This is a genomic window from Streptomyces sp. SID10853 (assembly GCF_010548145.1).
GTDB lineage: Bacteria > Actinomycetota > Actinomycetes > Streptomycetales > Streptomycetaceae > Streptomyces.
Window position 1 is genome coordinate 1 of record NZ_JAAGLN010000060.1, and the last position, 15,095, is coordinate 15,095.

Here is a 15,095-nt window from a genome sequence, read left to right on the forward strand (position 1 = left end):
CGCCGCCGCCACACGTCGCGAGCGGCACCCGCCCCGCGCCCACGGCCCACGGCCGCAGCCCCGCGACCAGAGCCCGCAGCCCGCAGCCCGAAGCCCGCGCCCAGAGCCGTACCCGTCAGCCGTCCCCGTCAGCCGTACCCGAGCGCGTGCAGCCGCTCGTCGTCGATCCCGAAGTGGTGCGCGACCTCGTGCACCACGGTGATCTCCGTCTCGGCGACCGCCTCCTCGCGCGAGGCGCACATCCGCAGCGTCGGCCCCCGGTAGACGGTGATCCGGTCCGGCAGGACACCCGCGTACCACTCGCCGCGGTCCGTCAGCGGTGTCCCCTCGTAGAGGCCGAGCAGCTCCGGGTCGTCCGAGGCCGGCTCGTCGTCGACGAACACCGCGACGTTGTCCATCAGCCGGGTCAGCTCCGGCGGGATGCGGTCCAGCGCCTCGGCGACCAGTTCCTCGAACTCCTCACGCGTCATCTCCAGCACCCGCCCATTGTCCCGTAGTTCCCCCGTATGCGCCGCGCTCGCATGGGACTTCCGCCCCGTGGGCATACCGCACAGATGGCCGCCGCCGACCGACTACGGCAACTCCGGGCGCTGCGCACCGTCCGGGCCCTGAGCGCGCGCCGTCCCCGCGCCCGGGGGCCACGCGCAGGACGGCCGCGTACGGGCCGCGCCCGCGGCCTCCGCTTCACGCCGCACACGCTCTCCCTCGCCCCGCACCCAAGCCCCTGGGTCCGGGGCCCGGTGCTGCTGGCCGTCGTGCTGCTCGGCGCCTGGCTGGGGCTGCTGGTCGTGGGCAATGTCAGGTCGCAGGTCGGCCCGATGGACACGACCATGACACTGCGGCCCTCGCTCACCGGCGGCACCAAGATCAACGTCTCACCACTCGGCGCGCTCGCACTCGACTCGCACACCGCCCCCATCCGGCTCGACGTCGACGTGGACCGCCTCGATCCGGTCCGCTCCCAGGCCCTGGTGCAGCACCCGGAACGGATCTCCGGCCTCCAGACCGAGATCGCCCACGACGTCGAGCACAGCACCCTCGACCTGGCCGTACGCTCCTGCGCCGCCGTGGTGATCGGCGCCACCACGCTCGGCCTGGTCGTCTACCGCAGACCGCGCCGCGCCCTGGCGGCCGGAGGTCTCGCGCTCGTCCTGCTCGCCGCGTCGGGCGCCACCGCGTACGCGACCTGGAACCCGAAGTCGCTGCTCGAGCCGAAGTTCTCCGGGCTGCTCTCCTCCGCCCCGCAGGTGGTCGGCAACGCACGCTCGATCGTCACCGATTTCAACGTCTACCAGGAGGAGTTGGCGCGTCTCGTCACCAACGTGACGAAGCTGTACGACGCCGCTTCGACCCTGCCCGCCTATCAGCCGGACCCCGGCACGATCCGCGTCCTGCATGTCTCCGACATCCATCTCAACCCGGCGTCGTGGCAGATCATCGGCTCGCTCGTGAAGCAGTACAAGATCGACGCGATCATCGACTCGGGCGACACGATGGACCACGGGAGCGCCGCCGAGAACACCTTCCTCGACCCGGTGCCGGACCTCGGGGTGCCGTACGTATGGGTCCGCGGCAACCACGACTCGGCCACCACCCAGAAGTATCTGAAGCACCTCAGGAACGTGCACGTGCTCGACAACGGCAGCGCCGTGAGCGTCGCCGGCCTGCGGATCGCGGGGACCGGCGACCCGCAGTTCACCCCGGACCGCTCGGTGGTACCCGGCGGTGACGCGGCGGAGCGGCTCGCCGGAATCCGGCTGGCGTCCGCCATCCGGGACCAGAAGGCGGCCGGCACCCCCGTCGACATCGCGGTCGCGCACGAGCCGCAGGCGGCCCGCGAGACCGACGGCACGGTCCCGCTGGTGCTCGCCGGGCACGTCCACCACCGCGAGAACCAGCTGCTCCCCCTCGGCACCCGGCTGAAGGTGGAGGGCTCGACGGGCGGCGGCGGGCTGCGCGCCGTACAGAACAAACACCCGGAGAAAGTGCTCGCTTCGGTGCTCTATCTGGACCGCCCGACCAGGCGTCTGCGGGCCTGGGACGAGATCACACTGGGCGGCCTGGGCCTGACGACAGCGGAGGTCAGCAGGCATCTGCCGGACGACAGCCTGCCCGGCGCGAAGCCCTCGCCCACGTCGCCCTGAGCCCGGGACGAAGCCACCGCCCGCGTCCCGCCAAACCGTTTTGGCGAACCGCGCCGCCATCCCATATGCTTCGGACGTCCCCGACGCGCTGCAAAGCGCCCAGGCGGGCCCTTAGCCCTCATCGTCTAGTGGCCCAGGACGCCGCCCTTTCAAGGCGGTAGCACGGGTTCGAATCCCGTTGGGGGCACGCAACACTGTGTGCGAGAATATTTCTCGCACATTGCTTGGTCCTGTGGAGCAGTTTGGAGTGCTCGCCACCCTGTCAAGGTGGAGGCCGCGGGTTCAAATCCCGTCAGGACCGCTGCGGCGTTCGCGCCGCTTCCCCCAGCTCTTCGAGCAGGGGATGCCCCACGGCTGGGTAGCTCAGTTGGTACGAGCGATCGCCTGAAAAGCGATAGGTCGCCGGTTCGATCCCGGCCCCAGCCACCAGCACTTCGAGAGCCCCGGCCGCCCGCGCGTCGGGGCTTTTCGCGTACCCGGGAGCTTCCCCTACGCCCGCCGGCCGCCCAGCACCGTGCGCCCGCCCGGATGCCGGTGGCGCCAGGTCCAGAAGACGGCACACGACACCAGCGACCATCCCGCGAGCACCAGGAACGGGAAGGCGTGCTGGTCGTGGCCGAAGTACACCGCGGTGTGCTGGGCGTTGACCGAGGCACCGGGCGGCAGCCACTGACCGATATGGCCCAGCGTCGAGGGAAGCAGCGGCCAGGACACGGCGCCGCCCGACGACGGGTTGCCGAGCAGCACCATCAGCCCCCAGGTGGGGAGCATCGCCCAGCGGCCGATGAGGGTGTTGAACATCGTGAAGACCATGCCGGACGTGAACATCGTGAAGGCCAGGATCAGCCAGGACTCCACGAACGGCAGGTCCAGCGCGCCCAGCCACCAGTCGACGACGGCCGCGATGGCGAAGCCGCCCAGCAGCGCGTTGGCGACGATGTACGCGATGCGCTCCGCCGGGTTCAGCCCGCGGGCGTGCACCGAGAGCTGGATCGCGCCGACGAAACCGACGATCACCGCGGCCAGCGAGATGTAGAAGAGCGCGAGCCCCCGCGGATCGCCCTTCTGGAGCGGGTTGATGTCCGTCACCCGGACCGGGACACCGGTCGCCTTCGCCACCGCGGGCGCCGACTCCACGAGCACCTGCGCGACCGAGGCGCCGGACGCCCCGGACACGTCGAGCCGCACCGCCCGGCTCCGCACATGCACGATCGCGAAGACCTTCTGCTGGTCCACGGCCCGCCGCGCCTGGGCGTCCGTCCCGTACACATGGAGTTTCAGCGAGGCGTCGAGGGCTTTCTCCATCCCGCCGATGAACCGCTTCCCGACGGGCGACTCATAAGGGCCGACGACAGCGGTCGGCACCCGGTGCGGGGTCGGGTTCGCCATGAAGTACGTGTACGAGCCGGCGAAGAGCCCGGCCGCGGCGGCGAGAATGAGCAGCAGCACGGTCGCCGGCACGAAGGGCGACTTGCGGAAGCTCTCCCACCGCTCGGCCCCGGTCGGATGCCTGCCGTGGGCGCTGTGGGCGCCGTGCTGTTCCGTCTCGTCGGCCATAGGAACAAGCTAAACCACACATCACGGACATACGCCTTCAGAACGGGGCATAGAAATCCGTTCGCCCACGGGTTGCGCAGGGTGAGATCCTGGATCAGGTATGTCTACTTCCTTCGCTGATATCCAGGCCACGCTCAACGAGCTGTCGCTGCGCGACGCGCACCGGCTCGGCCGACGCCTGGAGGGCGCCCGCCGTATCCGTAAACCAGAGGCCCGGCAGGCCGCGCTGGACCAGATCGCCGCCGAAGCGGAGAAGTCCACCGCCCGGATGGCGCGCAGGTCCGCCCGGGTGCCCACGGTCAGCTACCCCGAGCAGCTGCCGGTCAGCCGTAAGAAGGACGAGATCGCCGAGGCGATACGCGATCACCAGGTGGTGATCGTCGCCGGTGAGACCGGGTCGGGCAAGACGACCCAGATCCCGAAGATCTGTCTGGAGCTGGGGCGCGGCGTCCGGGGCATGATCGGCCACACCCAGCCCCGCCGGATCGCCGCGCGCACGGTCGCCGAGCGCATCGCGGACGAGATGAACACCCCGCTGGGCGAAGCGGTCGGCTGGAAGGTCCGCTTCACCGACCAGGTCGACCAGGAAGCCACCTTCATCAAGCTGATGACGGACGGCATCCTCCTCGCCGAGATCCAGACGGACCGCGAGCTGCGCGCGTACGACACGATCATCATCGACGAGGCCCACGAGCGGTCGCTCAACATCGACTTCCTGCTGGGATATCTGGCCCAGCTGCTGCCGAAGCGCCCCGATCTCAAGGTCGTCATCACCTCGGCCACGATCGACCCACAGCGCTTCGCCCGGCACTTCGGCGACGCCCCTGTGGTCGAGGTCAGCGGCCGTACGTACCCGGTCGAGGTGCGCTACCGCCCACTCCTGGAGGAGGAGGGCGACGAAGGCGACCGGGACCAGATCACCGCGATCTGTGAAGCGGTCGACGAACTCCAGGGCGAGGGCTCGGGCGACGTACTGGTCTTCCTCTCCGGCGAGCGTGAGATCCGGGACACCGCCGACGCGCTGAACAAACGGAACCTGCGCCGCACCGAGGTGCTGCCGCTGTACGCGCGCCTCTCGCACGCCGAGCAGCACCGGGTGTTCCAGCGGCCGTCCGGCGGCGGCAGACGGGTGGTGCTCGCCACCAACGTCGCGGAGACCTCGCTGACCGTCCCCGGCATCAAGTACGTGATCGACCCGGGCACCGCCCGTATCTCCCGCTACAGCCACCGCACCAAGGTCCAGCGGCTGCCCATCGAGCGGATCTCGCAGGCCAGCGCCAACCAGCGCAAGGGCCGCTGCGGCCGTACGTCGGACGGCATCTGCATCCGGCTGTACGCGGAGGACGACTTCCTCACCCGCCCCGAGTTCACCGATCCGGAGATCCTCCGCACCAACCTGGCGTCCGTCATCCTCCAGATGACCGCGGCCGGCCTCGGCGACATCGAGAAGTTCCCCTTCATCGACCCGCCGGACCACCGCAACATCCGCGACGGCGTCCAGCTGCTCCAGGAGCTCGGCGCGCTGGACCCCAAGGAGAAGGACCCCAAGCGGCGGCTCACCCAGGAGGGCCGCAAGCTCAGCCAGCTGCCCGTCGACCCACGGCTGGCCCGGATGGTCCTGGAGGCCGACCGGAACGGCTGCGTCAGCGAAGTGATGGTCATCGCCGCCGCGCTCTCCATCCAGGACCCGCGCGAGCGCCCGGCGGAGAAGCAGACCCAGGCCGACCAGCAGCACGCCCGCTTCAAGGACGAGACCTCCGACTTCCTGGCCTTCCTCAACCTCTGGCGCTATATCCGCGACCAGCAGAAGGAGCGCGGCTCCTCCAGCTTCCGCCGGATGTGCAAGCAGGAGTATCTGAACTTCCTGCGGATCCGCGAGTGGCAGGACATCTACGCGCAGCTGCGCTCGGTCGCCAGGACCATGGGCATCAGGCTGAACGAGGAGGACGCGCCCGAGCAGGCCGTGCACACCTCGCTGCTCGCCGGGCTGCTCTCGCACATCGGGCTCAAGGACACCGAGAAGAACGAGTATCTGGGCGCCCGCAACGCCAAGTTCGCGATCTTCCCCGGCTCGGCGCTCTTCAAGAAGCAGCCGCGCTTCATCATGTCCGCCGAGCTGGTGGAGACCTCACGGCTGTGGGCCAGGGTCAATGCCAAGGTCGAGCCGGAGTGGATCGAACCGCTCGCCCAGCACCTGGTGAAGCACACCTACAGCGAGCCGCACTGGGAGAAGGACCAGGCAGCGGTGATGGCGTACGAGCGGGTCACCCTGTACGGCGTCCCGATCGTGGCCCAGCGGAAGATCAACTACGGCCGGATCGACCCGGAGACCAGCCGGGAACTTTTCATTCGCAACGCCCTGGTCGAGGGCGACTGGCGCACCCACCACAAGTTCTTCGCCGCGAACCGCAAGCTCCTGGCCGAGGTCGAGGAGCTGGAGCACCGCGCACGGCGCCGCGACATCCTGGTGGACGACGAGACGCTCTTCGACTTCTACGACGGGCGGATCCCCGAACACGTCGTCTCCGGCGCCCACTTCGACTCCTGGTGGAAGCACAAGCAGCGGGACGAGCCCGAGGCCCTCGACTTCGAGCGCTCGATGCTGATCACCGAGAAGGCCGGGGCCGTCACCAAGGACGACTATCCGGACTCCTGGCGGCAGGGGAAGCTGAAGTTCCGGGTGACGTACCAGTTCGAGCCGGGCGCGGACGCGGACGGTGTCACGGTCCACATCCCGCTCCAGGTGCTCAACCAGGTCACGCCCGAGGGCTTCGACTGGCAGATCCCGGGGCTCCGTGAGGAGGTCGTCACCGAGCTGATCCGCTCCCTGCCCAAGCCGGTCCGCCGCCACTACGTGCCCGCGCCGAACTACGCGGGAGCCTTCCTCGACCGCGCGGTGCCCCTCCAGGAGCCGCTGCCGCTGACGCTCGCCAGGGAACTGCAGCGCATGGTGGGCGTCCCCGTCACGGCCGAGGACTTCGACCTCTCCCGGGTGCCGGACCACCTCAAGATCACCTTCCGGATCGTCGACGAGCGGCGCCGCAACGTGGCCGAGGACAAGGACCTCGAAGCGCTCAAGCTCCGGCTGCGCCCCAGGGCCCGCCAGGCGATCTCCAAAGCGGCAGCGGCGACGGCGGGCCCGGCCGGCGAGTCGGTCGAGCGCACCGGCCTCACCGACTGGACGGTCGGCACGCTCTCCCGCGTCTTCGAGACCAGGCGGGCGGGCCAGCCGGTCCGCGCCTTCCCGGCGCTGGTCGACTCGGGCGACAGCGTCTCCGTACGGCTCTTCGACACCCAGGCCGAGCAGCAGCAGGCGATGTGGCGGGGCACCCGCAGGCTGATCCTGCTCAACATCCCGGTGAACCCGGCCAAGTTCGCCTCCGACCGGCTCAGCAACCAGGCGAAGCTCGCCCTGTCCCGCAACCCGCACGGTTCGGTCCAGGCGCTCTTCGACGACTGCGCCATGGCGGCGGCCGACCAGCTGATCGCCGACCACGGCGGGCCGGCCTGGGACGAGGAGTCGTACCGCAAGCTGTACGAGAAGGTGCGCGCCGACCTCGTCGAGACGACCATCAGGACCGTCGACCAGGTGCAGCAGATCCTGGCGGCCTGGCAGGCGGCCGAGCGCCGGCTGAAGTCGACCAGCAGCCTGGTGCTCGTCGCCAACCTGGCCGATGTGCGCACCCAGTTGGCGGCGCTCATCAAGCCGGGCTTCGTCACCGCCACCGGGCTGCGCAGGCTGCCGGACCTGATGCGCTATCTGGTCGCGGCCGACCGCAGGCTCCAGCAGATGCCGACGGCCGTCCAGCGCGACACCACGCGGATGGAGAAGGTCCACGAGATGCAGGACGAGTACGCCTGGCTGCTGGAGCAGCTGCCGCAGGGGCGCCCGGTGCCGAAGGAGGCGCTCGACATCCGCTGGATGATCGAGGAGCTGCGGGTGAGCTACTTCGCGCACGCGCTCGGCACGGCGCAGACGGTCTCGGACAAGCGCATCGTGAAGGCCATCGACGCGGTGGTCGCCGGGGTCCGCTGAGCGGATCACAGCCAGTTCGACCAGGGGGCCTGCCCTCCTGTACAGTCTGTCTCGCAGCCGAACAGAGGCAACACCGTGCGAGTTTCTCGCGGGGTACGGCTGCGAACCTGGTCCTGTGGAGCAGTTTGGAGTGCTCGCCACCCTGTCAAGGTGGAGGCCGCGGGTTCAAATCCCGTCAGGACCGCAGTAGAAGTACGTGCGACAGCACAGCAGAAGGGCCCGCATCCGCTGAGGATGCGGGCCCTTCTGCTGTTTCCGGCCCGCTGCCGCCCCCGCACGCGTCTTGACGGCGTATCCCGCCCACGGGTACTCAGACTGCAGGGGCTCGCCGGGCAGTGGAGGCCCGGAGGGCGGCGAACGCCCCGGGGGGCGGCAGGAGGTCGGCGTATGGCGGCTGCGACGCGACACGAGACACGGGCGCTGCTGCGCGCCCATCTGGCGGCCGCCGTGGGCCACCGCCATCTCACCCGGCACTGCGCGGTCTGCCACCGGCTGCTGCGGCTCGCGATGGAGCAGTCCGCCCCCGATGAGGAACGTCCACCGGCGCGCCGCTGAACCATGCTGCCCGCCGGGTCTGTCCGTGACAGGCTCGGGTTTGGCAAGTGCTCTGCTGTGTGACGGGTGTCACGCAAAGAGTTTTGAAAAGGAGTGAACTTAACCCCTCCCTACAACGCCCCAATTTAATATGTGCCATTGCACTGCTGTGCGAGACGTAACCGGCGGCACACGCTGAGCCTCCGCGACCGCACCGACAACGGGACGACAGGGCTGAATCGGACGACCGCCAACGGGCCCTGGGAGTGCGGCAGAAGGCCCCGTACGGGCACACGGCGACCGGCCGGCGGCCCGGCCGCCACAGCCACTCACCGGCCCGAACGGGGCATGACACAAAAAAGATCGCGCTGGACCCGGCGGAGTCCAGCGCGATCAAAAACGGAAGTCCGTTGGGGCGGACCGCCGTCAAGTGGAGCTATAACGGGCCGAACCGGGTTGGGGGACCCGAAAACGCCCGATTTATTAGGGTGTTCAGGCCTCGCTGCGCTGCTGCGGAATACCCGCGAGCAGAGCACGGACCTCTGCCTCGCGGTACCGGCGATGCCCACCCAGCGTTCGGATGGACGTGAGCTTGCCCGCCTTCGCCCAGCGGGTGACCGTCTTCGGGTCCACGCGGAACATCGTGGCAACCTCAGCCGGGGTCAGCAGCGGCTCGGCATCAGGGGTGCGAGCGGTCATGAGCGGCCTCCTCGGGAGAACCGAACCATCTCGGTTCTTTCCTCTAAATTCTGCACCTTGACCCGCGTTGCCCGAAATGGCGGACACGGGCCGAGTCGGTTATAGGACGAACGGCTTGTCTTCGGCACTACAACTACACCATCCGTCCAGCCGCGTCGGCCAAACCGATGGAATTGCCCTCTCAGGCGCTCATCAGCGGCCGAAGCCCGATGGACCATGCCATAGCGGACAGTCACGCCCCAGTGACGATCAGTCACATGGTCATCAGGAGTCATGAGACCCCCCATAGAGTGCAATGCCGAGGAATCCGCCCTTACTTGGACGGACGGAGCCCTCCCCGGACTCCTTGTCCTATTTTGACACGAGGGTGGGGGATGGGCGCAAGGCCCCGGTTAGTGCGGTCCGTCACGCTTGACTTAAAGGCCCGGATCAGGACCAAGGACCTTTCCGCAGAGCAGCACCCACAGTGTCACCCGCGGCGCCACCGGCGGCCCGCCGCCGGTTCGGCCCGCGGCCCGCGGCGACTCCGCGGTCAGTTCGCCGTCTGCCGTGCCCGGACGGCACGCCAGCGGTCCGCGAGGCGCTCGTACGCGGCGTCGGCCGTCTCCTCGTCGCCCGCGCGCAGCGCGGCCACCGCGGCCGCCACATCGGCGGCCGAACGGTCCTCGGCCAGCTGCTCGTCGGACAGGGCGTGCACCAGGCCGCCGTAGTCGAGCTCGACCAGCGACCTGGGGTGGAACTCCTCCAGCCACTTTCCGACATCGACGAGCCCCTCGGTGAGCGGGCCCTCCTCGAAGTGTTCCCTGAGCGTCTTCAGCGACCGGGCCAGCCGGCGTCTGGCCTGCACCATCGGCGTCCGGTAGCGCATCACCGGCGGCGCTCCGGCCACCTCGCCGTCGCCGGACCCGGCCTTCTCGTACTCGCGTTCCTCGTCGTCGAAGAGCGTGAACCAGCGCACCGGGACATGCCAGACCGTCGTCCGGATCCACGGCCGTGCGTCCGGGTTCCGCTCGAGCCAGCGCTCGTAGTCGGCGGCCGCCTGCAGACGCACCACCGGCGGGAGCACCACATCGAGCACCGGCTCCGGATACTGCGCCGCCAGCGACTCCAGCGCCTGCCAGCCGCGCAGCCTGGTCCGCCAGGGGCAGACGCAGACCACACCGTCGAGCTCGGCCACGAACGCGTCGGCGCTCTCGTGCACCGGGACGGCCACCGGAGGCGTCGGCAGCAGATCCGCCAGCGAACGCCGGAGTTCGTCCTGTGCCGTCGGCAGCTCGCTGCGCCGCGCATAGCGGGCCCAGTGGTCGCGCTCGGCCTCCGGAAAGGCCGCCAAGGGCTCGTACACCCGCAGGTAGGACGTATAGGGGACGATCACTGAGGACACCACCGCCATAAGGTGAATCGTCCCATGTCATTGCTCCACGAGGGGGTGATCCTCGGCACTGCGCCTGATCCACGGACGCGCAGGGCCTAATCTGCTGCCATCCGGCCCTCTCCACCCGTAAGAGGGCCGCCGCCTCGTACTTGGGAGTCACCACCGTGACCGATATGACCGGCGCTCCTGCACCTGACGTCCCCCTCGCCCCGGACGCCCCCGGCGCCCGCGCCGACGTGCTGCACACTCTGTTCCACTCGGACCAGGGCGGACACGAGCAGGTCGTCCTCTGCCAGGACCGTGCCTCCGGCCTCAAGGCCGTGATCGCCATCCACTCCACCGCCCTGGGCCCGGCCCTCGGCGGCACGCGCTTCTACCCGTACGCGAACGAGGCGGCGGCCGTCGCCGACGCGCTGAACCTCGCACGCGGAATGTCGTACAAGAACGCCATGGCCGGCCTGGACCACGGCGGCGGCAAGGCCGTGATCATCGGCGATCCCGAGCTGATCAAGACGGAGGAACTCCTCCTGGCCTACGGCAGGTTCGTCTCCTCGCTCGGCGGGCGGTACGTGACGGCCTGCGACGTCGGCACCTATGTCGCGGACATGGACGTGGTGGCGCGCGAGTGCGCCTGGACCACCGGCCGCTCCCCCGAGAACGGCGGCGCGGGCGACTCGTCGGTGCTGACCGCCTTCGGCGTCTACCAGGGCATGCGGGCCAGCGCCCAGCACCTGTGGGGCGACCCCTCGCTGCGCGGCCGCAAGGTCGGCGTCGCGGGCGTCGGCAAGGTCGGCCACCACCTGGTGGGGCATCTGCTGGCCGAGGGCGCCGATGTACTGGTCACGGACGTACGCGAGGACTCCGTGCGCCGCGTCACCGACAGCCACCCGGGCCGGGTCACCGCGGTCCCCGACACGGACGCGCTGATCCGCGCCGAAGGGCTCGACATCTACGCCCCGTGCGCGCTGGGCGGCGCGCTCAACGACGCGTCGGTGCCCGTACTCACCGCGAAGGTGGTGTGCGGCGCGGCCAACAACCAGCTCGCCCACCCCGGCGTCGAGAAGGACCTCGCGGACCGGGGCATCCTCTACGCCCCGGACTATGTGGTGAACGCCGGCGGGGTCATCCAGGTCGCCGACGAACTCCACGGTTTCGACTTCGACCGCTGCAAGAAGAAGGCAGCAAAGATCTTCGACACCACGCTGGCAATATTCGCACGCGCAAATGAAGATGGCATTCCGCCGGCCGCGGCGGCCGACCGGATCGCCGAGCAGCTGATGGCCGCGGGCCGCTCCGCCCGCGACCACTGACCGTGCACACCCGCTGACCCGCTGTCGGGGAGACGTGACTCACCCCCGTCGGCGGGTCGGCCGCCGAGAAGAGGTTAAAATCGCAGTTGACCAGCGAGGACAGGGCTCCTCGCTGGTTCTGTGAAGCGGCGCTTCCCGCGGGCGGCGTACCGTATGGCCGCGGAAGCAGGTACCGTTGAAGCCCTACGGACCGGACTCTTCACGGAGAGTCCGTTCCGAATCATGAACGGGTGTCAAGACTCTGGGGCCGTCGAGCCCCGTCACCGAGGGGGTCGAGCCATGGGGCGCGGCCGGGCAAAGGCCAAGCAGACGAAGGTCGCCCGCCAGCTGAAGTACAGCAGCGGCGGGACGGACCTGTCACGTCTGGCCAATGAGCTGGGCGCATCTCCTACGAGTCAGCCACCGAACGCGGAGCCGTTCGAGGACGACGAAGAGGAAGATGACCCGTACGCACAGTACGCGGATCGTTACAACGAGGATCAGGACGAGGACGACGAGTCCGGTCCTTCGTCTCAGCGCCGCGGCGCTTGACGTACAACACCTCGCAGCATTCACCGGCGCCGTCTCCGGCTGCGCCGTCACACTGACCCGGTCCAGGGCCTGCGCCTCGGACCGGGTTCAGTGCTGTCCACCCTGTGCACCGGCCTCCCCGAGCCGCACGGGCAGCCCGTCGTGACCGCACCCACCCGGCCTGTGACCTGGCGTGCAGCACCCCGCCGGCCTGCCGTGCCCGTCCCGGTCCGCTGATCAGTTCCGCACCGCCTACTTGGCGTAGTCCCCGGTCAGCTCCGCGCCCGATCCATGATCGCCGCGTCCGGTGATCTCTCCGGCGACCCAGGCGTCCAGCCCTCGGTCCTCGAAGGTCGCCAGCGCCGAGTCCACCGACTCCGCAGGAACGACGGCCATCATGCCGACCCCCATGTTCAGGGTCTTCTCCAGCTCCAGGCGCTCGACCTGCCCGGCCCCGCCGACGACCTCGAAGACCGCGCCGGGGGCCCAGGTCGAGCGGTCGACCGTGGCGTGCAGATGGTCCGGGATCACCCGGGCCAGGTTGTTGGCCAGTCCACCGCCGGTGATGTGGCTGAAGCCGTGCACCTCGGTCGTACGGGTCAGCGCCAGGCAGTCCAGCGAGTAGATCCTGGTCGGCTCCAGCAGCTCCTCGCCGAGCGTCCTGCCGAACTCCGCGATCTCCCGGTCCAGCGCCCAGCCGGCCCGGTCGAAGACGACATGGCGCACCAGCGAGTACCCGTTCGAGTGAAGTCCGGACGACGCCATCGCGATCACGGCGTCACCCTCGCGGATCCGGTCGGGACCCAGCAGCCGGTCCGCCTCGACCACGCCCGTACCGGCGCCCGCGACGTCGAAGTCGTCCGGACCCAGCAGCCCGGGGTGTTCGGCCGTCTCCCCGCCGACCAGTGAGCAGCCGGCCAGCACACAGCCTTCGGCGATGCCCTTCACGATCGCGGCGACCCGCTCGGGGAAGACCTTGCCGACGCAGATGTAGTCGGTCATGAAGAGCGGCTCGGCGCCGCAGACGACCAGGTCGTCCACGACCATGCCGACGAGGTCGTGGCCGATGGTGTCGTAGACGCCCATCTTCCGGGCGAGGTCGACCTTGGTCCCCACGCCGTCGGTGGCGGACGCGAGCAGCGGCCGCTCGTAGCGCTTCAGGGCCGAGGCGTCGAAGAGGCCGGCGAATCCGCCGAGGCCGCCGAGGCCCGCGACCTCGGGGCGCTGCGTCTTCTTCACCCACTCCTTCATCAGCTCGACGGCGCGGTCACCGGCTTCGATGTCGACGCCGGCAGCCGCGTAGCTGGCACCTGCGGCCTGGTGCGGGGCGCGCTCGGGAGATTCAGCAGACATGGTTCTGGGACTTTCGTGTCGTCCTGCGGGGCCTACGGGCGACGGAGCGCTTCGGCGGCGGCGGTGCTCGCCGGTCCAGCCGCGAGCTCGGTCTCCAGCAGCTGTTTGCCGAGCAGCTCGGGGTCGGGCAGTTCCATCGGGTACACACCGTCGAAGCAGGCGCGGCAGAGGTCCGGCTTGTCGATGGTGGTGGCCTCGATCATGCCGTCGATGGAGATGTACGCGAGGGAGTCGGCGCCCATCGACGTCGCGATCTCGTCCACGGACATGCCGTTGGCGATCAGCTCGGCCCGGGTGGCGAAGTCGATGCCGAAGAAGCACGGCCACTTCACGGGCGGGGAGGAGATCCTGATGTGGATCTCGGCGGCGCCCGCCTCACGGAGCATCTTGACCAGGGCGCGCTGGGTGTTGCCGCGGACGATCGAGTCGTCGACGACCACCAGGCGCTTCCCGCGGATGACTTCCTTCAGCGGGTTGAGCTTGAGACGGATACCGAGCTGGCGGATCGTCTGGGACGGCTGGATGAAGGTCCGGCCGACATAGGCGTTCTTGACGAGGCCCGAGCCGTACGGAATCCCGCTCGCCTCGGCGTAACCGATCGCCGCGGGCGTTCCCGACTCGGGCGTCGCTATCACCAGGTCGGCGTCCGCCGGGGCTTCGGCGGCCAGCTTCCGGCCCATCTCCACCCGCGAGAGGTAGACGTTGCGGCCGGCGATGTCCGTGTCGGGGCGCGCCAGATACACGTACTCGAAGACACAGCCCTTGGGCTTCGCTTCTGCGAATCGGGTGCTGCGCAGACCGTTCTCGTCGATGGCGATCAGCTCGCCGGGCTCGACCTCGCGGACGAAGGCGGCGCCGCAGATGTCGAGGGCGGCGGACTCGGAGGCCACCACCCAGCCACGCTCCAGACGGCCGAGGACCAGCGGGCGGATGCCCTGCGGGTCGCGGGCCGCGTAGAGGGTGTGCTCGTCCATGAAGACCAGCGAGAAAGCGCCCTTGGCCTCGGGCAGCACCTTGGGCGCCGCGTCCTCGACCGTGAGGGGCTTGCCGTCGTCATCGGTCTGGCCCGCGAGGAGCGCGGTGATCAGATCGGTGTCGTTGGTCGCGGCCAGCTGCGTGGAGCGGCCGTGCTCCTTGGGCAGCTCGGCGACCAGCGCGGCCAGCTGGGCCGTGTTCACCAGGTTGCCGTTGTGTCCGAGGGCGATCGAACCGTGCGCGGTGGCACGGAACGTCGGCTGCGCGTTCTCCCACACCGAGGCTCCGGTGGTGGAGTAGCGGGCATGGCCCACCGCGATATGGCCCTGGAGAGAGCTGAGAGAGGTTTCGTCGAAGACTTGTGAGACCAGACCCATGTCCTTGAAGACCAGGATCTGGGACCCATTGCTCACTGCGATGCCCGCGGACTCCTGTCCACGGTGCTGCAGGGCATACAGTCCGAAATAGGTGAGCTTGGCGACCTCTTCGCCCGGAGCCCAGACACCGAAGACGCCACAAGCGTCCTGGGGGCCTTTCTCTCCGGGGAGCAGGTCGTGGTTGAGTCGTCCATCACCACGAGGCACGCCACCGAGTGTAGGCGA

Annotated in this window: 11 protein-coding genes and 4 tRNA genes; 9 read left to right on the forward strand and 6 right to left on the reverse strand. The window is 69.4% G+C overall.

All coding sequences use genetic code 11. The annotated features are described in order from the left end of the window. Nucleotides 1-128: 128 nt before the first annotated feature. A complete protein-coding gene (locus G3I19_RS14490; protein ID WP_343235104.1) occupies nt 129-479 on the reverse strand; it encodes a metallopeptidase family protein in 351 nt (116 codons plus the stop codon). A gap of 75 nt (nt 480-554) precedes the next feature. On the opposite strand from G3I19_RS14490, the gene G3I19_RS14495 reads away from it, so the two are divergent. The 4 genes from G3I19_RS14495 to G3I19_RS14510 all read left to right on the forward strand — a co-directional run bounded on the left by G3I19_RS14495 (nt 555) and on the right by G3I19_RS14510 (nt 2,573). Next, nucleotides 555-2,144, forward strand: a complete 1,590-nt coding sequence (locus G3I19_RS14495; RefSeq protein ID WP_203599568.1) for a metallophosphoesterase — start codon at nt 555-557, stop codon at nt 2,142-2,144. Between the two features lie 114 nt (nt 2,145-2,258). Next, nucleotides 2,259-2,331, forward strand: a tRNA-Glu gene (locus G3I19_RS14500). 39 nt (nt 2,332-2,370) lie between these two features. Continuing rightward, nucleotides 2,371-2,445 (forward strand) — tRNA-Asp (locus tag G3I19_RS14505). A 51-nt stretch (nt 2,446-2,496) separates the two neighbouring features. Continuing rightward, nucleotides 2,497-2,573, forward strand: a tRNA-Phe gene (locus G3I19_RS14510). Between the two features lie 60 nt (nt 2,574-2,633). Here G3I19_RS14510 and G3I19_RS14515 read toward each other — a convergent pair. After that, nucleotides 2,634-3,701: an ABC transporter permease gene (locus tag G3I19_RS14515; RefSeq protein ID WP_164263970.1), complete on the reverse strand. Its 1,068-nt coding sequence runs from the start codon at nt 3,699-3,701 to the stop codon at nt 2,634-2,636. Nucleotides 3,702-3,801: 100 nt separating this feature from the next. Here G3I19_RS14515 and hrpA point away from each other — a divergent pair, with 100 nt between their 5' ends. The 3 genes from hrpA (at nt 3,802) to G3I19_RS36890 (ending at nt 8,292) form a co-directional block, all read left to right on the forward strand. Further along, on the forward strand, nt 3,802-7,737 hold the full coding sequence (hrpA, locus tag G3I19_RS14520; protein WP_164263972.1) for an ATP-dependent RNA helicase HrpA: 3,936 nt from the start codon (nt 3,802-3,804) through the stop codon (nt 7,735-7,737). A gap of 109 nt (nt 7,738-7,846) precedes the next feature. Continuing rightward, nucleotides 7,847-7,921, forward strand: a tRNA-Asp gene (locus G3I19_RS14525). Nucleotides 7,922-8,124: 203 nt separating this feature from the next. Continuing rightward, nucleotides 8,125-8,292, forward strand: a complete 168-nt coding sequence (locus G3I19_RS36890) for a DUF6274 family protein (protein ID WP_203599569.1) — start codon at nt 8,125-8,127, stop codon at nt 8,290-8,292. A 471-nt stretch (nt 8,293-8,763) separates the two neighbouring features. Here the strand turns inward: G3I19_RS36890 and bldC are convergent, their stop codons facing one another. Further along, on the reverse strand, nt 8,764-8,970 hold the full coding sequence (bldC, locus tag G3I19_RS14530) for a developmental transcriptional regulator BldC (protein ID WP_003949541.1): 207 nt from the start codon (nt 8,968-8,970) through the stop codon (nt 8,764-8,766). 532 nt (nt 8,971-9,502) lie between these two features. Continuing rightward, complete coding sequence (locus G3I19_RS14535) at nt 9,503-10,363, reverse strand: hypothetical protein (RefSeq protein WP_164263974.1); 861 nt, start codon at nt 10,361-10,363, stop codon at nt 9,503-9,505. A gap of 155 nt (nt 10,364-10,518) precedes the next feature. Between G3I19_RS14535 and G3I19_RS14540 the strand changes: the two genes are divergently transcribed. Beyond that, nucleotides 10,519-11,655, forward strand: coding sequence for a Glu/Leu/Phe/Val dehydrogenase (locus tag G3I19_RS14540; RefSeq protein WP_164263976.1), 1,137 nt, complete (start codon nt 10,519-10,521; stop codon nt 11,653-11,655). Between the two features lie 279 nt (nt 11,656-11,934). Then, a complete protein-coding gene (locus G3I19_RS14545) occupies nt 11,935-12,186 on the forward strand; it encodes a DUF3073 domain-containing protein (RefSeq protein WP_164263978.1) in 252 nt (83 codons plus the stop codon). A gap of 231 nt (nt 12,187-12,417) precedes the next feature. Here G3I19_RS14545 and purM read toward each other — a convergent pair whose 3' ends face one another. Then, a complete protein-coding gene (gene purM, locus G3I19_RS14550; protein ID WP_164263980.1) occupies nt 12,418-13,518 on the reverse strand; it encodes a phosphoribosylformylglycinamidine cyclo-ligase in 1,101 nt (366 codons plus the stop codon). A 32-nt stretch (nt 13,519-13,550) separates the two neighbouring features. Next, nucleotides 13,551-15,077, reverse strand: a complete 1,527-nt coding sequence (purF, locus tag G3I19_RS14555; protein ID WP_164263982.1) for an amidophosphoribosyltransferase — start codon at nt 15,075-15,077, stop codon at nt 13,551-13,553. Nucleotides 15,078-15,095: the final 18 nt, after the last annotated feature.